Origin of the sequence: Arthrobacter sp. UYCu512 (genome assembly GCF_040547075.1) — a bacterium.
GTDB lineage: Bacteria > Actinomycetota > Actinomycetes > Actinomycetales > Micrococcaceae > Arthrobacter.
In genome coordinates, this window is sequence record NZ_JBEPPA010000024.1 from 1 (window position 1) to 19,238 (window position 19,238).

Annotated in this window: 18 protein-coding genes; 3 read left to right on the forward strand and 15 right to left on the reverse strand. The window is 66.7% G+C overall.

Annotation, left to right across the window (positions count from 1 at the left end; translation table 11 throughout):
• Nucleotides 1–122: 122 nt before the first annotated feature.
• The 5 genes from ABIB49_RS17680 to ABIB49_RS17700 form a co-directional block, all read right to left on the reverse strand.
• Nucleotides 123–275 carry a hypothetical protein gene (locus ABIB49_RS17680; RefSeq protein WP_226774705.1) on the reverse strand — a complete coding sequence of 51 codons (153 nt, stop codon included), beginning with the start codon at nt 273–275 and terminating at the stop codon, nt 123–125.
• Nucleotides 276–434: 159 nt separating this feature from the next.
• Entirely contained in the window at nt 435–1,748 is a 1,314-nt protein-coding gene (tyrS, locus tag ABIB49_RS17685; protein WP_226774706.1) for a tyrosine--tRNA ligase, read from the reverse strand.
• A 76-nt stretch (nt 1,749–1,824) separates the two neighbouring features.
• Nucleotides 1,825–4,053 (reverse strand): HelD family protein, encoded by a 2,229-nt coding sequence (locus ABIB49_RS17690; RefSeq protein ID WP_282359409.1) that lies wholly within the window; start codon nt 4,051–4,053, stop codon nt 1,825–1,827.
• A 125-nt stretch (nt 4,054–4,178) separates the two neighbouring features.
• Entirely contained in the window at nt 4,179–4,721 is a 543-nt protein-coding gene (locus tag ABIB49_RS17695) for an adenine phosphoribosyltransferase (protein WP_354157522.1), read from the reverse strand.
• Between the two features lie 103 nt (nt 4,722–4,824).
• Complete coding sequence (locus tag ABIB49_RS17700; RefSeq protein WP_354157515.1) at nt 4,825–5,493, reverse strand: DNA-3-methyladenine glycosylase; 669 nt, start codon at nt 5,491–5,493, stop codon at nt 4,825–4,827.
• A gap of 91 nt (nt 5,494–5,584) precedes the next feature.
• Between ABIB49_RS17700 and ABIB49_RS17705 the strand changes: the two genes are divergently transcribed.
• On the forward strand, nt 5,585–7,123 hold the full coding sequence (locus tag ABIB49_RS17705; protein ID WP_354157516.1) for a DNA-3-methyladenine glycosylase 2 family protein: 1,539 nt from the start codon (nt 5,585–5,587) through the stop codon (nt 7,121–7,123).
• The gene (locus ABIB49_RS17710; protein ID WP_354157517.1) at nt 7,120–7,635 is read left to right on the forward strand and encodes a methylated-DNA--[protein]-cysteine S-methyltransferase; all 516 of its coding nucleotides are present in this window, start codon (nt 7,120–7,122) and stop codon (nt 7,633–7,635) included. Before ABIB49_RS17705 ends, ABIB49_RS17710 begins: the two co-directional genes overlap by 4 nt.
• A 44-nt stretch (nt 7,636–7,679) precedes the next feature.
• Here the strand turns inward: ABIB49_RS17710 and ABIB49_RS17715 are convergent, their stop codons facing one another.
• From ABIB49_RS17715 to argC, 10 genes are all read right to left on the reverse strand, one after another.
• Entirely contained in the window at nt 7,680–8,420 is a 741-nt protein-coding gene (locus ABIB49_RS17715) for a maleylpyruvate isomerase family mycothiol-dependent enzyme (RefSeq protein ID WP_282359405.1), read from the reverse strand.
• A gap of 38 nt (nt 8,421–8,458) precedes the next feature.
• Nucleotides 8,459–8,989 (reverse strand): pyridoxine/pyridoxamine 5'-phosphate oxidase, encoded by a 531-nt coding sequence (locus tag ABIB49_RS17720; protein ID WP_354157518.1) that lies wholly within the window; start codon nt 8,987–8,989, stop codon nt 8,459–8,461.
• A 136-nt stretch (nt 8,990–9,125) separates the two neighbouring features.
• Complete coding sequence (argH, locus tag ABIB49_RS17725) at nt 9,126–10,541, reverse strand: argininosuccinate lyase (RefSeq protein ID WP_226774713.1); 1,416 nt, start codon at nt 10,539–10,541, stop codon at nt 9,126–9,128.
• Complete coding sequence (locus tag ABIB49_RS17730) at nt 10,541–11,746, reverse strand: argininosuccinate synthase (protein WP_226774714.1); 1,206 nt, start codon at nt 11,744–11,746, stop codon at nt 10,541–10,543. Before ABIB49_RS17730 ends, argH begins: the two co-directional genes overlap by 1 nt.
• A gap of 136 nt (nt 11,747–11,882) precedes the next feature.
• Nucleotides 11,883–12,413, reverse strand: coding sequence for an arginine repressor (locus ABIB49_RS17735; RefSeq protein WP_283481199.1), 531 nt, complete (start codon nt 12,411–12,413; stop codon nt 11,883–11,885).
• Nucleotides 12,413–13,432, reverse strand: a complete 1,020-nt coding sequence (gene argF / locus ABIB49_RS17740; RefSeq protein WP_283481213.1) for an ornithine carbamoyltransferase — start codon at nt 13,430–13,432, stop codon at nt 12,413–12,415. The genes ABIB49_RS17735 and argF overlap by 1 nt, the downstream gene beginning before the upstream one ends.
• Nucleotides 13,433–13,443: 11 nt before the next feature.
• On the reverse strand, nt 13,444–14,703 hold the full coding sequence (locus ABIB49_RS17745) for an acetylornithine transaminase (RefSeq protein ID WP_226774716.1): 1,260 nt from the start codon (nt 14,701–14,703) through the stop codon (nt 13,444–13,446).
• Complete coding sequence (gene argB / locus ABIB49_RS17750; protein WP_226774717.1) at nt 14,700–15,656, reverse strand: acetylglutamate kinase; 957 nt, start codon at nt 15,654–15,656, stop codon at nt 14,700–14,702. The genes ABIB49_RS17745 and argB overlap by 4 nt, the downstream gene beginning before the upstream one ends.
• Nucleotides 15,657–15,665: 9 nt before the next feature.
• Nucleotides 15,666–16,832 carry a bifunctional glutamate N-acetyltransferase/amino-acid acetyltransferase ArgJ gene (gene argJ, locus ABIB49_RS17755; RefSeq protein ID WP_283481202.1) on the reverse strand — a complete coding sequence of 389 codons (1,167 nt, stop codon included), beginning with the start codon at nt 16,830–16,832 and terminating at the stop codon, nt 15,666–15,668.
• On the reverse strand, nt 16,829–17,860 hold the full coding sequence (gene argC, locus ABIB49_RS17760) for an N-acetyl-gamma-glutamyl-phosphate reductase (RefSeq protein WP_226774720.1): 1,032 nt from the start codon (nt 17,858–17,860) through the stop codon (nt 16,829–16,831). The genes argJ and argC overlap by 4 nt, the downstream gene beginning before the upstream one ends.
• Nucleotides 17,861–18,079: 219 nt before the next feature.
• Here argC and ABIB49_RS17765 point away from each other — a divergent pair, with 219 nt between their 5' ends.
• Nucleotides 18,080–19,171 carry a fatty acid desaturase family protein gene (locus ABIB49_RS17765; RefSeq protein ID WP_226774721.1) on the forward strand — a complete coding sequence of 364 codons (1,092 nt, stop codon included), beginning with the start codon at nt 18,080–18,082 and terminating at the stop codon, nt 19,169–19,171.
• The last annotated feature ends 67 nt before the right edge of the window (nt 19,172–19,238 follow it).

Here is a 19,238-nt window from a genome sequence, read left to right on the forward strand (position 1 = left end):
ACGGGGTGGCGGACCTGATCAATTCAACCAATTCAATACAATAAATTGGTATCAACAAACTTGGCACACTATTGAGTTCTCAAACAACAGACACATTCAAAGTAGTAGCTGAAACAATTCAACTAAATGAATTCTTTATCTTTCAGTCTTTCTTTGCTGCGATATTTCAATCTTATTTCATTCATTTCCGCTTTGCAAATCCGGATTTTCATCCGAAGTTCACTTGCTGGAGCAAATGTCCCCACCAAAATATGAAGCATTTTTTCGATTTGCACGATGTACTCCGGGGAGGACAATAGCGCTAAAAGAATTGCTTCTCTAGTTTGGTTGGGGTTGGCCGCCACTCTGCGGTGGCGACTAAAAGAACAATACACGCTCCGCCCCGACCTTGCAAGCGGGGCGGCAAACGGGGTACGTCGACGCGCGGTGTTCGGCTAGGGCACGCTGACTTCCACGGTGGCCAGGTTCTTTTTGCCGCGGCGCAACAGCAGGTATCGGCCGTGGAGCAGTTGGCCGGGCTCAATGACGGCGTCGGGATCTGCAACCTTGGCATTGTTGACGTACGCCCCGCCCTCCCCCACCGTGCGGCGGGCGGCGGACTTGCTCTCCGACAGGCCCGTTGCGACCAGGAGTTCGATGATGCCCAAGGTGCCGGCGCCGACTGTCGCGGACGGCAGCTCGGACGTGGCTGCCTTGAGCGTTGCCTCGTCCAGGGCGCTCAGATCACCGTTGCCAAACAACGCAGCAGAGGCGGCAATGACCTTCTCTGTCGCTTCTACTCCGTGCACGAGCGAAGTCACTTCGTAGGCAAGCTTGCGCTGCCCTTCGCGGGCGAACGGCCGCTCGGCCAGCGCAGCCTCCAGGGTCTCGATCTCCGCCCGGCTGAGGAACGTAAAGACCTTAAGGCGCGCAGCAACGTCGCTGTCTGCGGTGTTGAGCCAAAACTGATAGAACGCATACGGGCTGCACATCTCCGGATCAAGCCAGATGGCGTTACCCTCGCTCTTGCCGAACTTCGTCCCGTCGGCATTGGTGATGAGTGGTGTCCCAAGCGCGTGGACGTGTTTGCCCTCAACCTTGCGGATCAGGTCAGTGCCGCTGGTCAGGTTGCCCCACTGGTCCGATCCCCCGGTCTGCAAGACACAGCCGTGGTCACGGAAGAGCTGGAGATAGTCCATACCCTGAAGGATCTGGTAACTGAATTCCGTGTAGCTGATTCCCTCGTCGGAGTTCAACCGGTTGGCGACGATGTCTTTTTTGATCATGGTGCCGACCCGGAAATGTTTGCCGATTCCGCGCAGAAAATCGATGGCGCTCAAGGGCGCTGTCCAGTCAAGGTTGTTGACCATTCGGGCCGCGTTGTCGCCCTCAAAACTGAGGAACCGCTGGACCTGCGCCTGCAGTTTTCCGACCCATTCTGCTACCGTCTCGGGGGTGTTAAGCACACGCTCTGCACTCTGGCGCGGGTCACCGATGAGGCCGGTGGAGCCGCCGACGAGGCCGAGGGGCTTGTGGCCGGCTAGTTGGATCCGGCGCATTAGCAGCAACTGCACCAGGTTGCCCAGGTGCAGACTCGGAGCAGTGGGATCGAAGCCGCAGTAATAGCTCACTGGTTCTCCGGCGAGCAGCTGCTGGAGCTCCGCCTCATCCGTGGAGACGTGGACCAGGCCCCGCCATTTCAGCTCCTGCCAGACGTCGGCGAAGCTGGGGTCATTCTGCTGGGAACGGGGATCATTTAGCTGGGACACGGAATCTAAGGTAGCAGGATCAGCGCACCCTCAGCGTCTGTGACTTTCGATCGAGACCGGCACCGCCGTGCCGGGCTCAGTCTTCGATGCCCGCCGGCACGCCGGCGGAGGCGATCAGACGCAGCCGCTGGGTGGGCCGGGTCATGGCCACATACAGGTCACCGACACGGCCGTGCTCACGGTTCAGCATGGCCGAAGGCTCCAGCACCACAACGCCGTCGAACTCCAGGCCTTTGGCCTCGCGGGGACTGATAACAACGATGTCCTGGGCATAACTTCCGGCGTCGGTGCCGACGCGGCGCCCGTAAACGGCGCGCAGTGCCGCGGTGGCTTCGGAAAGAAGCCCGCCGTCGGCAATGACCGCCAGCAGGCCGCCCTCCAGGGAAGCGAGTTCCTCCGGCAGGACCGCCACGAGCTTGCTGATCACCTGGCCCGGCTCGACGCGGTCGACCACCGGCGCCCAGCGACCCTCGCGGACAGCCTTGGGTGCGGAGACGACAAGCCCCGCCGCGTTGGCCATCCGGGCCGCCGCTTCGGCAATCTGCGACGGTGTGCGGTAGTTGACAGTGAGCTCCTCGAGCTGCCAGCGGTCACCGAACATCGGGGCCAGGGCGCTCTGCCAGGAATTGGCGCCCACCACGGAACTGGTCTGGGCAATGTCGCCCACGATGGTGAAGGACTTCAGCGGGCAGCGGCGGACCAGCAGGCGCCACTGCATCGGCGAGAGCTCCTGGGCCTCATCCACCACAATGTGCCCAAAGGCCCAGCTGCGGTCGGTCGTGGCACGCTCTGCTGCAGTGAGCCGGGCCTCGCGTTCCTGGTTCTGGTCAACGAGCTCTTCCGCGGAGATCAAGACGTCTACGCCGGCGGTTTCCATGTTAACAAGCGTCTGTTTGGCGTTGGCCAGGTCGCGTGCACGATCGTGTTCCTGCTGTGCCAGCCCCCTGCCCGCAGCGGCGTCCAGCTCGCCGAGGAGTTCGGCTGCCTCGTCCAACAGCGGCACGTCAGCTTCGGTCCACGGCGCATCGGCCGGACGGAGCAGCAGTTGCCGCTCGGCCGGGCTGAGCTGGGGGGTACAGGCTTCCAGGATCGCCGGCTTGCTGAAGAGTTCACCAATCAGCTTCTCCGGCGTCATCGGCATCCAGCACAGATTCAATGCGATCCGGACGTCCCGGGCGGAGCGGACATCCTCGGCCAGGTAGGAGCGGTCTGCGTTGTTGCCGATGCTGCCGGCCTCGACGAGTTCGGTCATCTGTTCCGTAAGTTCGCGCAGCAGCATCCTGACAAACGAAACGCGCGCTTCGTTGTGCGGCTTGCCGATGGAGCGTGCGCGGTCCCGGGCACGGCGGACCTGCCGGGGAGTCAGGAGGAGTTTGCGCCCGTCCACTTCAAGGACGCGGTTCTGCGCAGGAATACGCTGCCGGTTGGCCACCGCGTTCGCCACGACCTCGACCATGTCCAGCCGGCCCTTGATGGCAGCGACCTCGGACTCCGGCTCGGCCACGGCATGGATTCCGGGCATCAGCCGGCCGACACTGGCCATCACAACGCCGGTCTCGCCGAGTGACGGCAACACGCGTTCGATGTACTTCATAAAGGACGACGACGGTCCCACCAGCAGGACGCCGGCGGTCTTGAGCCGGTCCCGGTGTGTGTAGAGCAGGTAGGCCGCGCGGTGCAGGGCAACCGCCGTTTTGCCGGTGCCGGGCCCGCCCTGGACGACAAGGGCTCCGGAGATCGAGGACCTGATAATCCGGTCCTGCTCGGACTGGATGGTGCCGACGATGTCTGACATCCGTCCGGTCCGCTTGGAGTTCAGGGCTGCCAGCAGCGCGCCCTCGCCCTGCAGGGACTCGTTGTCCGCGAGCAGCCCGGCGTCCAGGACATCGTCCTCGATGGCCTTGACCTCGCGGCCCTGCAGGATGAGGTGGCGCCGGCGCCGCACTCCCTGCCGGTCAAACGCGGTGGCCTGGTAAAAGTGTCCGGCTTCCGGCGCACGCCAGTCGAGCATAAGCCGCTGCAGCTCGTCAGTGGTCAGCCCGATGCGGCCGATGTACTGCGCCTCCCCGGAGTCGAGGTCGAGGCGGCCGAACACCAGCCGGTCATCGACGGCGTCGAGCTGCGCAAGGCGGTCCTCGTAGAGTGCAGCGAAAGCATCCCGCTCGGAGACGTTCTGCATAGTGCCCACCGCACCGGCCCGACGGACCTGCGCCAGCTGGGTGCGCTTTTCCGCCCGCAGCTCGTCGAGCCGGGCGTAAAGTCCGGCGACATAGTCGCGTTCATGGGCCAAATCAGCGTCGTGCATCGAACGTTCCCCTATCGAAAAAGACAGACCAACCATTCTACAACCATTTCAGTGCGGCACCGCTACACGACCGCTTTTTGCACCCCGGTGCAGCGGGGCCCGCGGGCCTGGGCCCGGAGGGCGGTTTACAGCCGCAGCAGGGAACTGACCCGATGCCCGTCGAGGGCAGAACGGCCGTTAAGCTCATCCAGTTCCAGGACCACACCCACACCGGCCACTTCGACGCCGCAGCGTTCGAACAGCCGGACGGCGGCAGCCAGCGTGCCGCCCGTGGCAAGGACGTCATCGAGAATCAGGACGCGGCTGCCGGGCGCAAGGTCAGTGGTGTGCAGCTCCAGGGTGGCGCTGCCGTACTCGAGCGCGTAGTCCTCGGAGACCACTTCACGGGGTAGCTTGCCGGCCTTGCGGACGGTGATGACGCCCGTGCCGGTGGCGTAAGCCGCGGCGGCGGCCAGCAGGAAACCGCGGGCCTCCACGCCGGCCACGGCGTCGAACTGGCCCTCGAACGGCGCCACCAGGGCGTCCACAACAGCCTTGAGTGCTGCGCCGTCGGCGAAAACGGGGGTCAGGTCCTTGAAGACAATTCCGGGCTTGGGGTAATCCGGGATGGTGGCGCAGAGGCTGCCGATCAGTTTGTCCACCGGCGCAGTGGTTTCACTCTTGGTCATCGTGGTCCGGGGAAGCTCGCTTTGATTCACCCATCAAGCTTACTCGCTGGGCTTTTACGGTTCCGCCGGGCACGTGTGCCGGTCGCCCGGCAGGGCAGGCCTGCTACCCCGGGCGCACCTTCGCTGCCTTGTAGCGGGAGACGGTCGGGTCGCCGGTGACCCAGAAGCGCCAGGGGTAGTCGCGGCTGCCCCCGGCGCCCGAGACGCCGACGCGTGGCCCGGAACTGACATCCACGGCCGGCAGGTCCGGCAGTTCCAGCCGGAACGGGGCCACGAGCGCATCCCGGCCGGTGTCCGCCGTCGTGATGCCCAGTGCCGTGGCGAGCCGGGCCGGTCCGCTCGCGAGCTCCCTGGCGGATTTCGACGTCGGCCGGCGGGTGAGTGCCAGGTCTTCCCCTGCCACAATCATTCCGGCCCGCAGCAGCACGGCAGAGGCTTCTCCGAGCGGTCCGCAGACGATGTTGGCGCAGTGGTGCATGCCGTAGCTGAGGTAGACGTAGAGGTGCCCGGCCGGGCCGAACATCGGGGCGTTGCGCGCGGTGGCGCCGCGAAAGGTGTGCGAACCGGGATCCGGGTGCTGCGAGTCGTGCGGTCCCAGATAGGCCTCCACCTCGCTGATCCGCACGGACACCAGTCCGTCGGGACCCTCATGCGTCAAAACCGCACCAAGCAGCAGCGGCGCCACCTGCCGGGCGTCGGCGGACAGGAGCCCCCGCAGCCCAGTGGCCGGGAATCCACGGCCCGGCGCACTGTCAGGAGGAGTCTCACTCATGCTCCGACTTTAACAAACCCGCCGGATCACCCTGCACGGCCATGTCCGATTTCCGCTAGCAGCAGCATCCGGATGCTGGCAGGATGAACTCATGGATTTCTGGCAGCGCTACCGGGCAATCGACGCCCGGGACATCCGGTTCGACGGGCAGTTCTACACGGCTGTCCGCACGACCGGCATCTACTGCCGGCCGTCCTGCCCGGCCCGGACCCCCAAGGCCGGCAATGTCACGTTCTACGAGACCTCCGCCGCCGCGCACGACGCCGGCTACCGGGCCTGCAAACGCTGCCTGCCCGAAGCGGTGCCCGGCACGCCTGCCTGGAATGTCCGCTCGGACATCGCCGGACGCGCCATGCGGCTGATCAACGACGGGGTGATCAATCGCGACGGCGTCGAAGGCCTCGCCACCCGCCTGGGCTACTCCTCGCGCCAGCTCAACAGGATCCTCAGCCACGAGCTCGGCGCCGGCCCCCTCTCGCTGGCCCGTGCCAGCCGGGCCCAGACGGCGCGGACCCTGCTGGTCTCCACCACGATCAAGGTCGCCGACATCGCGTTCGCCGCCGGATTCAGCAGCGTCCGCCAGTTCAACGAGACCATCGGCGAAGTTTTCGCCATGACCCCGTCGGCGTTGCGGGCCACCGCACGCCACCACCGGACGCCGCCCCAGGCTGCCGTGTCGTCGACGGCCCTGACGCTGAACCTGCCGTACCGCGAACCCTTCGACCCCGGCGTTTTTTCTTTCCTCGCAGTCCGGGCCATCCCCGGCGTCGAGGAGGGCACCTCCAGCTCCTATGCGCGGACGCTGCGTATGGCCCACGGCGATGCGCGCTTCCGGGTGGACTATAACGCCGACGCCAGCGGCCGCCCGCTGCTGCTGAGCATCGGCGCCGTCGACCTCCGGGACCTGCCCTCCCTGCTCAGCCGGGTCCGCCGGCTGCTGGACCTTGACGCCGACCCGGTCGCCATCGACGAGGTGCTGGGATCCGATCCCCGGCTGGCGGCGGGAGTCACCGCCACGCCGGGAATCCGGATGCCCGGCGCCGTCGATCCGCAGGAGCTGCTGATCCGGGCAATGATCGGCCAGCAGATCACCGTCGCCGCCGCGCGGACGGCACTTATCCGGTTGTCCGCCGCCGGCAGCGACAGCCTGGTTCCCGCCGTCGGCCTGCACCGGCTATTCCCCACCGCGGAGCAAATTGCCGCGGACGGCCTCGGACTGCTCCGGGGCCCGCAACGCCGCATCGATTCGATCCGGAATGCAGCCGCTGCGATGGCTTCGGGCAGTCTCGACTTTGGCTATGGCGATGACCTGCCGGGGCTGGAGTCCAAACTGCTGCCCCTGCCCGGGGTGGGGCCGTGGACGGTGGGCTATGTGGCGATGCGCGTGATCGGCGCACCGGATGTCTTCCTTGCCAACGACGCGGCGGTGCGCAATGGCATCCGCTCGCTGGCCCCGGATCCTGACGGCGCCGTGTCGCCGGGCCAGCCCCTGAGCCCCGATTTCCGCGAGCTCAGCCCCTGGCGGTCCTACGCCACCATGCACCTGTGGCGCACAGCGGCGCTCGCCCGGGCCGCGGCACCCAAAACATCATCCATTTCCCCCCCGGCTCCCAAGAAAGCGGCATTATGAAAGCCCAGTTGCTGACCATGTCCACCCCCGACGGCCCGTTCACCATCATTGCCCGGGACGGTGCGGTGCTTGCCTCCGGGTGGACGGCTGTTCCCGGGGACTTGACCGGGCAGATCCACCCGGACCTGCTGCCGGGGGCCTTCGAGTCCGTCCCGGGCCTGGGCGTCATCTCCGATGCCGTGGACGAGTTCTACGCCGGCTATCCGGAACCGGCTATGGCGGTACCGGTGCTGCAGAAGTCCGGCCCGTTCCGCGGGCATGCCTGGGAGATCCTCCGCACCGTCGCGCCGGGACACCCCGTGAGCTACACCGAGTACGCGGAAATGTCCGGAAATGCGAAGGCCGTCCGCGCTGCTGCCAGCGCCTGCGCCTTCAACGCGGCGGCGCTTTTTGTACCGTGCCATCGGGTGATCCGCACCGACGGGAGCCTGGGCGGGTTCCGGTGGGGGCTGGTAATCAAAAAAAGCCTTCTGGCCCGGGAACACCTGCTGGTCTCTGCCGTCAAGCAGTAGCGGGCGCGGGCCGGCTCCCGAGTGGTTAGGCGCCCGAGTTGGGCTCAGCGGGTGGCAGGCACCCCGGCCGGCCACGGAAGCAGCGCCGGGAGGTCGACGCCGTCGGCCGCGGCCGTGGCGCGCAGGCTGCCGAGAGTGGGCGTGCGGCCCGCGAGCCAGGCAGCAATGTCGGTCAGCATCCCGTTGACGGCCGTCGATCGGCTGCCGGGCGTACCGATGGCCACGGCTGGCAGTCCGAGCGGCTGGAGGACAAAGCGCTGCCCGTCCGGCACCCGCGCGGCCAGGAATTCGAAAAGGTGCTCGCAGAACGGCCGGCTCCAGGTCTCGGGACCGCGGCCGGTGCCAAGATCTGCGGCGTGAATGACGAATTCGCGCCAGAGCGCCAGTCCGCCGTCGAACACAACTCCCCCGCGGAAACTGATCGGCCTGTGCCAGTCGGCGCCGTCAAGGGATTCAAAAGCAGTCAACGCCCGGACCAAGGCGTGATCCAGATCGGAGCGGTGTTCGGCCACGGGGTGTCCGGCCGACATTTCGATCGCCCGGGTCCGGCCTTCGAAGCCGCCGTCATAGAGTTCGATGGTCTTGCCCTGCGCGGCGAATTCCAGCTGGCGGGCCATCGCGTTGGCGATGCCGCAGAGGTGGGCCAGCACATGTCCCCGGGTCCAGTCCGGCAGTTCCGAGGGCGCCTTGACGTCCTCCTCGGAAAAGGTGGCAGCTATCCCCGCCACGACGTCGGCGGCGCGGCGGAGTTCTGCCAGGAGTTTTTCCGGCGTGATTGTGGTCATGGCGAACATCCTAACCGAGCGCCCTGGATAAATCCGGATTAACTGAAGGACCCCGGGCCATAGCGGTGGCGGATGTGCCGGCGGTCGTGCCGAGCCTGCCAGAACTCGATTTCGCGGGGCCGGAGGGCATAGAGCTGCCAGTCCGGGTTCTCGCCGCCGTCGGCCCCCGGCCGGGCGTGCCAGTCTGCGGCGGAGGCCTCCGCCGACAACTCAACAACACCGCCGGCCACCCGGACCTGACGGCCCTGCTGCTGCCAAAAGAAGTTGAGCGCGGCCTCCGGGTTGGCCGCAAGCTCCCGGCCTTTCCGCGACGCACGGGACGTGGCGAAGTGCCAGCCGCCACCGTCGATGTCCTTCAGGATGAGCATCCGGGCGGAGGGACGCCCAAGGCGGTCCGCCGTGGCCAGGCTGCAGGCGTTGGGCTGCGGCACACCGGCTGAGAGCGCCTCATCGAACCACTGCCGGAACAGCTCGGCGGGGTCAGCGGGCGCTTCTGCCGGGTCGAACTCCGGAAGTACATCGGGGAAATCGGGCAGGCCACGCAGCAACTGGCGGAAAGTTTCGCTCATGCCGTAATGCTAGCGGGGAGTTTTGGCGGCAAACGCACAGCGCTCCCTCACTTTTGGCAGGAAATCCGCCGACTCTCCTGCAGGCAGTGCAGGAGCGTCGGCGGAAATGCTGCAGGAAGTGAGGGAGCGTGTGTCGCTAGCCCGCGTACCCGCGGACCCCGGCCAATTCGCTCTCGAGGGCCACCAGTTGGCGCTCGACGGCGGCCGGAGCCGTACCGCCCTGGGAGTTGCGGCTGTTCAGCGAGCCCTCGGTGGACAGGACCGTACGGACCTCGGGTGTCAGGTGCTCGGAGATCGCGGCGTATTCCTCATCCGTCAGGTCCCAAAGCTCGACGCCGCGGCTTTCCGCCTGCTTGACCGCAGCCCCGGAGAGCTCGTGCGCCTCACGGAACGGAACGCCCTGCCGGACCAGCCATTCGGCAATGTCCGTAGCCAGCGCGAAGCCCTGCGGCGCCAGGGACTCCATCCGTTCGGTGTTGAACGTCAGCGTCGCGATCATGCCCGATACTGCCGGGAGCAGGACCTCCAAGGTGTCGGCGGCGTCGAAGACCGGTTCCTTGTCCTCCTGCAGATCGCGGTTGTACGCGAGCGGCAGGCCCTTCAGTGTGGCCAGCAGCCCGGTCAGGTTGCCGATCAGCCGGCCGGCCTTGCCACGGGCCAGTTCCGCCACATCCGGGTTCTTCTTCTGCGGCATGATCGAGGAGCCGGTGGAGTAGGAATCGTGGAGCGTAACAAAGGAGAACTCCTTCGTGGCCCACAGGATAACTTCCTCCGACACACGGGAAAGGTCCACGCCGATCATGGCCGTGATCCACGCAAACTCGGCGAAGACATCGCGGGAGGCGGTGCCGTCGATCGAGTTGTGCGTCGCGGAGAAGAAGCCCAGTTCCGCGGCCACAGCCTCCGGGTCCAGGCCCAGCGACGAGCCGGCGAGGGCACCCGAGCCATAGGGTGACACCCCGGCCCGCTTGTCCCAGTCCGCCAAACGCTGCACATCGCGCAACAGCGCCCAGGCGTGGGCCAGCAGGTGATGGCTCAGCAACACGGGCTGGGCGTGCTGCAGATGGGTGCGGCCGGGCATGGCGACGCCCTGATGGGCCTTCGCCTGGTCCACCAAAGCAGCGATCGTTGCGAGGACACCGCGGGCAATGATCCGGGCATGGTCACGCAGGAACATCCGCCCCAGCGTGGCCACCTGGTCGTTACGGGACCGGCCGGCGCGGAGCTTGCCGCCAAGCTGGGTGCCGGCGCGCTCAATCAGACCCCGTTCCAGCGAGCCGTGCACGTCCTCATCGGAGTCCGCGGGCAGGTAGGCACCGGAGGCCACGTCTGCATCCAGCCGTTCCAGGGCGTCCAGCATGCCCTCAAGCTCGGTGTCGTCGAGCAGGCCGGCCTTGTGCAGGACGCGGGCATGGGCCTTGGAGCCGGCGATGTCGTAGCGCGCCAGCCGCCAGTCGAAGTGCGTGGACTTGCTCAGCGCCGCGAGGGCGTCAGCGGGTCCGCCGGCGAACCGGCCGCCCCACAGCGCGCCTTCATTTGTGCCGGAAGCCACTACTGACCTGCGACGCGGATGTCGCGGCCCGAGGCGACCTTGGCGGACATGCCCCACAGCTCGATGAAACCCTTGGCCATGGACTGGTCGAAGGTATCGCCGGTGTCGTAGGTGGCGAGGTCGAAGTCGTAGAGCGAGGTCCCGGACCGGCGTCCGTTGACGATCGCCTGGCCGCCGTGCAGCACCATCCGGATGTCGCCGGTGACGTAGCGCTGGGTGTCTTCGATAAAGGCGTCGAGGGAGCGCTTGAGCGGCGAGAACCACTGGCCGTCGTACACCAGTTCGGACCAGCGCTGGCCGACAGTGGCCTTGAACCGGGCCTGCTCGCGTTCGATGGTGATGTCTTCGAGGTGCTTGTGCGCGGTGATCAGCGCCATGGCACCAGGCGCCTCGTAGATTTCGCGGGACTTGATGCCAACGAGGCGGTCCTCGACGACGTCGATCCGGCCCACGCCCTGGGCGCCGGCACGGCGGTTGAGCTCCTTGATGGCCTGCAGCGGGGTGACCTTAACACCGTCGATCGCGACCGGGACACCGGCGTGGAAGGAGATGGTGACCTCGTCGGGAGCCGGCGGGAACTCCGGGGTCGCGGTGTAGTCGTAGATGTCCTTGGTGGGACCGTTCCAGATGTCCTCGAGGTAGCCGGTTTCGACGGCGCGGCCCCAGACGTTCTGGTCGATGGAGTACGGGTTCTTTTTGGTGGTCTCGATCGGGAGTCCCTTTTCCTCGGCGAAGGCGATGGCCTTGTCGCGGGTCAGGGCAAGGTCACGGACCGGTGCAATGCACTTCAGGTCCGGGCCGAGGGTCTGGATACCGACCTCGAAGCGGACCTGGTCGTTGCCCTTGCCGGTGCAGCCGTGGGCCACCGTGGTAGCGCCGAATTCGCGGGCAGCCTTGACCAGGTGCTTCACGATCACGGGGCGGGAGATCGCGGAAACCAGCGGGTAGTGGCCTTGGTAGAGGGCGTTGGCCTTCAGCGCGGGCATGCAGTACTCGTTGGCGAACTCGTCGGAGGCGTCAGCCACATAGGCTTCGACGGCGCCGCAGCCCAGGGCGCGCTGGCGGATCGTCTCCAGCGACTCGCCGCCCTGTCCGACGTCGACCGCCACGGCGATCACCTCGGCACCGGTAGCTTCACCGATCCAGCCGATAGCTACGGAAGTATCCAGGCCACCGGAGTAGGCCAGCACAATACGCTCAGTCACTTCAATTGCTCCTTAGTTGTTTGGTTCTTAGTTGTTTGGTTCTTAGTTGTTTGGTTCTTAGTTGTTTGGTTCTTAGTTGTTTGGTTCTTAGTTGTTTGGTTCTTAGTTGTTTGGTTCTTGGTTCTCTGGTGGAAGTTTATTGGCCGGCTTCATCAGCGAGCCGCAGGAAGCGGGCCGCGACGGCTGCGCCGCCGACCGGGTCGCGGGTGACCAACAGCACGGTGTCGTCCCCGGCGATGGTGCCGAGGATGGACGGCATCACCGAGTGGTCGATCGCCAGCGCCAGGAAGTTGGCCGCGCCGGGAGGCGTTCGGAGCACCACAATGTTCGCGGACGCTTCGGCGGTGACCAGCAGTTCCGCGCAGAGCCGGGCCAGCCGCGCGTCGAGGATTTCCTGGCTGACACCGCTTTTGGCCGCGCGTTCCCCGCCCTCCCCCGGCACCGCGTAGACGAGCGCACCTTCCTTCCCGCGGACCCGGACCGCGCCGAGCTCCACGAGGTCCCGGGAGAGGGTGGCCTGGGTTACCTGGACGCCGTCGTCCGCGAGCAGTGCCGCCAGCTCCGCCTGCGAACGGACCGACTCACCCGTGAGGATCGCGGTGATCCGTGCCTGCCGGGCCGTCTTGGTGGCCGGGCTGGCCCCCGGGGAAGCGGGCTGGACGGACACTATCGGCGTCCCTTCGGTGCCGGCTCCCCGTTCGGCGCCAGCCCGTCAACGACGGCGAGGCCGGAGCGGTGCATCAGCCAAGCCATCAGCGCCTTCTGGGCGTGCAGCCGGTTCTCGGCCTCGTCCCAGACGATTGACTGCGGGCCGTCGATCACGGCCGCGGCGATCTCGTAGCCCCGGTAGGCGGGCAGGCAGTGGAGCACCACGGCATCCGGCGCCGCGAGCTGCATCGCCGCTTCGTCGACAGCGTAGCTGCGGAACAGCTGCAGCCGGGCCTCCTTCTCCTCTTCCTGGCCCATGGAGACCCACGTGTCGGTCGCGACGACGTCGGCCCCCAGCAGCGCCTCGGCAGCATCAATGGTGACAAGTACCGACCCGCCGGTCTCCGCCGCGCGGTCTTCGGCCGCGGCGATGATCGCCGGGGAAGGCAGGTAACCTTCGGGGCCGGCCACGCGGACGTGCATGCCGGCGGTGACGCCGGCCAGCAGGTAGGAGTTGGCCATGTTGTTGGCAGCGTCGCCAAGGTAGCTTAGGGTGAGGCCCGCCAGCTCGCCCTTGTGTTCCTTGATCGTAAGCAGGTCGGCGAGGAGCTGGCAGGGGTGGTAGTCATCGCACAGGGCGTTAATGACCGGCACCCGGGAGTTTGCTGCCATGGCCACCAGGCCGGCGTGGGCACCGGTCCGCCAGACAATGGTGGACACCATCCGCTCCAGGACCTTGGCGGTGTCCTCGATGGACTCCTTGTGGCCGATCTGCGCCTCGCCCGGGTTGATGATCAACGCATTGCCGCCCATGTCGGCCACGCCCGCGGCGAACGAGACCCGAGTCCGGGTGGAGGTCTTATCGAAGATCACGGCAACGGTCCTGCGTCCGCTGGCCTCCGCCGCGAACGGCTGCACACTGTAGGGGGCGGCCTTCATCCGCAGGGCAAGGTCCAGGACCTCAGCCTGCTCGGCCGGGGTGAGGTCGGTGTCCTTGAGGAAGTGCCGGGGCCGGCTGTTCGACGTCACTGTCGACATTTCAGTCGTGTTCACTGGGCGTCCTTTGCTGTCTGGAGAAGGGCAGGCAGTGCCGCGAGGAAGCGGTCGGCCTGTTCGGTCGTGAGGATCAGCGGCGGGGCGAGCCGGATCGTGTGCGGGCCCGGGCTGTTGACGATAAAGCCTGCGTCGAGCCCGGCGGCCACGACGGTCGGGGCGACGTCGGCGTCCAGATCAAAGCCGATCAGGAGCCCTTCGCCGCGGACCGCGGCAACGCCGTCGATCCCCGCGAGGCCGGCACGCAGCCGCTCCCCTACGTTCCGGACGTGGTCCAGGACATGCTGGTCCGCCAGCACGTGCAGGGTGGCCAGTGCTGCAGCGGTGGCCACCGGGTTGCCGCCGAACGTCGTCCCGTGCTGGCCGGCGGAGAGCAGCGCGGAAGTTTCCGGGCCAAAGGTCACGAGGGCGCCAATCGGGAAGCCGCCACCGAGGCCCTTGGCGAGCGTGACCGCGTCGGGCATAATCCCGGCGTCCTCGCTGGCGAGCCACTTGCCGGTACGGCCGATGCCGGTCTGGACCTCGTCCAGGATCAGCAGGGCACCGACGGCACGGGTGGCCGCCCGCGCGGCCTGCAGGTAGCCGGCGGGCAGCGGCCGGACGCCGGCCTCGCCCTGGATCGGTTCGAGGAAGACTGCTGCGGTGGTGTCGTCCACTGCGGCCAGGAGCGCGTCGATGTCACCGAAGGGGATGTGCACAACGCCGCCAGGCAGCGGCGCAAACGGCGCCCGGTAGGCCTCCTTTGCGGTGAGCGCCAGCGCGCCCATGGTCCGGCCGTGGAAGGCGCCCTCAAGGGCGATGATTTTGGTCCGCGGCGTCGCTGCCGAACCAACATTGCGCCGTGCCAGCTTAAACGCGGCCTCGACCGCCTCCGTGCCGGAGTTGGCGAAAAACACCTTGGAACCGGCCGGCGCGCTGGTGATCTCCAGCAGCTTTTCGGCCAGCGCGATCTGGGTGGGACTCGTAAAGAAGTTGGAGACGTGACCCAGGGTGGCGAGCTGGCTGGAGACGACCGATGTGACAAAAGGATGCGCGTGGCCGAGGGCATTGACCGCGATCCCGCCGAGCAGGTCCAGGTATTCCTTGCCGTCCGCGTCCCAGACGAGGCAGCCGGCGCCACGGACCAGGACCCTCTGCGGGGTCCCGAAGACACCCAGCAGCGAGGTGGAGTAGCGGGCCAGCCAGTCGGCTCCGGTACCGGAGCCGCCGGTTCCGACCATTTCGCTGAGTTTGGGGGATTTTTCCAGCTGGTTCATTTGTTTTCCTCGTCCGGGACGACCTGTGTGCCGATGCCCGCTGTTGTGAAGGTCTCCAGCAGCATCGAATGCGCCAGCCTGCCGTCCACGATGTGTGCGCGTTCGACGCCGCCTTCAACGGCTTTGAGGCAGGCCTCCATTTTCGGGATCATGCCTGACTCCAGACGCGGCAGCAGCTCGCGGAGTTCCGACGCGGTAAGCGAGGAAATCAGCGAGGAGCGGTCCGGCCAGTTGGCGAAGAGACCCTCAACATCGGTGAGGATAACCAGCTTCGAGGCGCCGAGCGCCTCGGCCAAGGCCGCGGCGGCGGTGTCCGCGTTGACGTTCAGCACCTGGCCGGTGGTCTGCACTTGGTGGGTTCCCCGGTCACCGGTGCCGTCCGCGAATATTTCCGGCGCTACTGTCGAAATCACCGGGATCCGGCCGGCCGCAACGATATCCAGGATTCCCTCGGGGTTTACGCCGACAACTTCGCCGACGAGGCCCAGATCCACCTCCTCGCCGTCCACCACGGTGCCGGTCCGGACGGCCCGGAGCAGCCCGCCGTCCTCACCGGACATACCAACGGCGTAGGGGCCGTGTGAGTTGATCAGGCCCACGAGTTCGCGGCCCACCTGGCCGGTGAGGACCATACGGACCACGTCCATGGCCTCCGGCGTGGTGACCCGCAGCCCGCCCTTAAACTCGGATTCGATCCCGAGCCGGCTGAGCATGGCGTTGATCTGCGGGCCGCCGCCGTGCACCACGACCGGGTGGATCCCGACGTGGTGCAGGAAAACGACGTCCTCGGCAAAGGCGCGGCGCAGCTCATCGTTAACCATGGCGTTGCCGCCGTATTTGATCACCATCGTGGTGCCGGCAAAGCGCTGGATCCAGGGCAAGGCCTCGATCAGGGTGCCGGCCTTGCCCTGGGCATCGGACATGGACGTGGTCTCGCGGGTCTGGGCGTTCATCGGCATCCCCTAGCTGGAGTAGGCGCTGTTTTCGTGGACGTAGTCGTGGGTGAGGTCGTTGGTCAGGATGGTGGCCTCGGCGTTACCGGCCTGGAGGTCGATCTCGACCAGGACCTCGCGGGGTGCCAGGTCCACGAGGCTCCGGTCGTCGCCGATGCTGCCGTTGCGGCAGATCTGCACGCCGTTCATGGACACATTGAGCCGGTCGGGTTCGAAGGCGGCGTCGGTGGTGCCGACGGCGGAGAGCACCCGGCCCCAGTTGGGGTCCTTGCCGAAGATCGCGGCCTTAAAGAGGTTGGAGCGGGCCACTGCGCGGCTGACGACTTCGGCGTCCTTTTCGCTGGCGGCGTTGAAGGTGCGGATGGCGATGTCGTGGCTGGCTCCTTCTGCGTCGCCGATCAGTTTGCGGGCCAGTTCTGCGCAGACCCGGGTCAGGCCGGCGCCGAAGTCGGCGGCCGACGGCACGGCGCCGGACGCTGCGGAGGCGAGCAGCACCACCGTGTCGTTGGTGGACATGCAACCGTCCGAGTCCGCCCGGTCGAAGGTGACCCGGGTGGCGTCGCGGAGTACAACGTCGAGCATGTCCGGCTGGACGTCAGCGTCAGTGGTGAGCACCACGAGCATGGTGGCGAGCCCGGGGGCGAGCATGCCGGCACCCTTGGCCATACCGCCGATGGTGAATTCCTTGCCGTCGGCGTCGGTACCGGTGAAGACGGCCTGTTTGGACACCGAGTCCGTGGTCATGATGGCGGTGGCAGCATCGGAGCCGCCGCCTGTGCTCAGCGCTGCGCTTGCCGCCCCGATCCCGGCGAGGACCTTATCCATCGGCAGTTGCTCGCCGATCAGGCCGGTGGAACAGACGAAGACGTCGGTGGCGGAGATGCCGAGGGCTTCGGCGGTCTTTTCGGCGGTGGTGTGGGTGTTCTGGAAGCCTTGCGGGCCGGTGCAGGCGTTGGCCCCGCCGGAGTTCAACACAACGGCATCCACGCGGCCGTCCTTGACCACCTCTCGGGACCAGTGCACGGGGGCTGCGGCCACCCGGTTGGAGGTGAACACGGCCGCGGCGGCCTTGGCGGGGCCGTCGTTGACCACAAGGGCGAGGTCGGGGTTGCCGGAGGCCTTGAGGCCGGCGGTGACTCCGGCGGCACGGAATCCCTGGGGGGTGGTGATGCTCACGGTGCTACTCCCTGCAGATCGAGGCCGGCGGTTTCCGCCAGGCCGAGGGCAATGTTCATGGACTGCACGGCTCCGCCGGCGGTCCCTTTGGTCAGGTTGTCGATGGCGCACGTAACGATTACCCTGCCGGTGTGCCCGTCGAGTGCCAGCTGCATCACGGCGTGGTTGGACCCCTGGACCGACTTTGTCGAGGGCCATCGGCCTTCGGGCAGCAAGTGCACAAACGGCTCGTCGTCGTAGGCCTCGCTCCAGGCCTGGCGGAGCTCCCCGGCAGTAACGCCGGGGCGCACCTTCGCCGTGGCGGTGGTGAGGATGCCCCGGCTCATGGGGGCCAGCGTGGGCGTAAAGGACACCGTTACCGGAGCGTTGAGGGCCGCCGAAAGCCCCTGCTCAATCTCGGGCGTGTGCCGGTGCCCGCCCCCCACACCATAGGGGCTCATCGAGCCCATCACCTCGGCGCCGATCAGATTGGCTTTGGCCGCCTTACCGGCCCCGGAGGTTCCGGATGCGGAAACGATAACAACGTCGTCGGGCTGCAGCAGGTGGTTACTAAAACCAGGGGTAAGGGCCAGCAGGACCGAGGTCGGGTAGCAGCCCGGCACGGCGATCCGGGTGGCGCCCCGGAGCGCCTCACGCTGGCCGGGAAGCTCCGGGAGCCCGTAGGGCCAAGTGCCGGCGTGCGGGGAGCCGTAGAACTTTTCCCAAGCGGCCGCATCCTCGAGCCGGTGGTCGGCGCCGGCGTCGATCACGAGGGTGCCTGCGGGCAGTTGCGCGGCGATCTCCCCGGAGGCTCCGTGCGGCAAGGCCAGGAACACAACGTCGTGTCCGGACAGGTTGGCCACTGTGGTGTCTTCGAGGATACGGCTGGCCAAACCGTGGAGATGGGGCTGCAATTCCCCTAGTCTGGAACCGGCGTTGCTGTGGGCCGTGATGGCACCGATCGTTACGTTGGGATGACCGGCAAGGAGCCGCAGCACCTCGCCGCCGGCATAACCGCTTGCGCCGGATACGGCAACAGAAATAGTCATACAGGGAACTATACAGCAAGAGTATGCATAGATGTCGATAATTATGCATCAGCTGAGCCGCGCCCGGCCATGGTCACCCGGCCGCGGAGTGCACCTGGGCTGCACCGCGGGAGGGGTCCCGATGGCCCGGGGGCGTATGCTTGGTCGTGGGTGATCCAGACCGTGCAATCCGAATGTCGGATGCAGCGTTGCCCGTAACAGTTACGAGGCGCGAGCTCCATGACCCCCACCACTGCTACGCCGGAGCGACCCAAATCTCGCCTCCGCCAGCCCAACGCCGTTGTCCTGAGCTACTCGGAACTCCTCAAGACCGTCAAGTCCGCCGGCCTCCTCGAACGCCGCGTCGGCTTCTACGTCACGGTCTTCTCCGTCCTGGTCCTTCTGATGACCGCCACCTGGTTCGGCTTTGCGCTGATCGGTGACAGCTGGTTCCAACTCCTTATCGCCGCGGCGCTGGGCATCCTCTGCACCCAGCTGAGTTTCCTGGCCCACGAGGCCGGACACCGCCAGATCTTCGCCTCCCGCCGCGCCAACGACTGGGCCGCCCGGCTCCTTGCCACCTCGGTCGCCGGCATCAGCTACTCCTGGTGGGAGCAGAAGCACGGCGCGCACCACAACCACCCGAACGTCATTTCCAAAGACCCGGACATCGCCACCGGCGCCATCGCCTTCTTCCCGGAGGCTGCCGCTACCCGGCAGGGACGGTTCTCCTTCCTCACCCGCAAACAGGGCTGGCTCTTTTTCCCGCTGCTGTTCCTCGTCGGCCTGGGCCTCCAGATCGATTCAATCAAGTTCATCTTCCAGCGCGCCAAAGTCACACACCGCTGGGTGGAAATCCCGATTCTCCTGGTCCGGCTCAGCCTGCTCCCGGTATTGGCCTTCACGTTCCTGCCGTGGGGCGTTGCCCTTGCGTTCATCGGGGTCCAGCTGGCCGTCTTCGGGTTCTACATGGGCGCCTCGTTCGCCCCTAACCACAAGGGCATGCCGGTTCTGCCGGCGGACAGCCGCGTTGACTTCTTCAGCCGGCAGGTCCTGACGTCACGGAATATTTCCGGTGGCCCCTGGATGGACATCCTGCTGGGCGGCCTCAACCGCCAGGCCGAACACCACCTCTTCCCGGATATGGCCCGGCCGCAGCTCGACAAGGCCGCCGTGATCGTCCGCGAATTCTGCGCGAAGCACCAGGTTCCCTACACGGAAACCACCCTGCTGCAGTCCTACGGCATCATCGTGCGCTACCTCAACGAGGTCGGTCTCTCCGCCGGACGCCACTTCGAGTGCCCGATGGCGACCGTGACCCGACGCTTCTAAGCCGCGGCCGGGCTCCGCTGCGCGAAGGGCAAGCCGGCAGCCCCGGCCTGTCAGTGTGACCCGAAGT

Bases quoted from the DNA above. Each gene is read 5' to 3' on its own strand.
- ABIB49_RS17690 (WP_282359409.1), bottom strand. From the start codon at position 4,053: ATGCACGACGCTGATTTGGCCCATGAACGCGACTATGTCGCCGGACTT.
- ABIB49_RS17695 (WP_354157522.1), bottom strand. From the start codon at position 4,721: ATGACCAAGAGTGAAACCACTGCGCCGGTGGACAAACTGATCGGCAGC.
- ABIB49_RS17700 (WP_354157515.1), bottom strand. From the start codon at position 5,493: ATGAGTGAGACTCCTCCTGACAGTGCGCCGGGCCGTGGATTCCCGGCC.
- ABIB49_RS17705 (WP_354157516.1), top strand. From the start codon at position 5,585: ATGGATTTCTGGCAGCGCTACCGGGCAATCGACGCCCGGGACATCCGG.
- ABIB49_RS17710 (WP_354157517.1), top strand. From the start codon at position 7,120: ATGAAAGCCCAGTTGCTGACCATGTCCACCCCCGACGGCCCGTTCACC.
- ABIB49_RS17715 (WP_282359405.1), bottom strand. From the start codon at position 8,420: ATGACCACAATCACGCCGGAAAAACTCCTGGCAGAACTCCGCCGCGCC.
- ABIB49_RS17720 (WP_354157518.1), bottom strand. From the start codon at position 8,989: ATGAGCGAAACTTTCCGCCAGTTGCTGCGTGGCCTGCCCGATTTCCCC.
- argF (WP_283481213.1), bottom strand. From the start codon at position 13,432: ATGTCGACAGTGACGTCGAACAGCCGGCCCCGGCACTTCCTCAAGGAC.
- ABIB49_RS17745 (WP_226774716.1), bottom strand. From the start codon at position 14,703: ATGAACCAGCTGGAAAAATCCCCCAAACTCAGCGAAATGGTCGGAACC.
- argB (WP_226774717.1), bottom strand. From the start codon at position 15,656: ATGAACGCCCAGACCCGCGAGACCACGTCCATGTCCGATGCCCAGGGC.
- argC (WP_226774720.1), bottom strand. From the start codon at position 17,860: ATGACTATTTCTGTTGCCGTATCCGGCGCAAGCGGTTATGCCGGCGGC.
- ABIB49_RS17765 (WP_226774721.1), top strand. From the start codon at position 18,080: ATGACCCCCACCACTGCTACGCCGGAGCGACCCAAATCTCGCCTCCGC.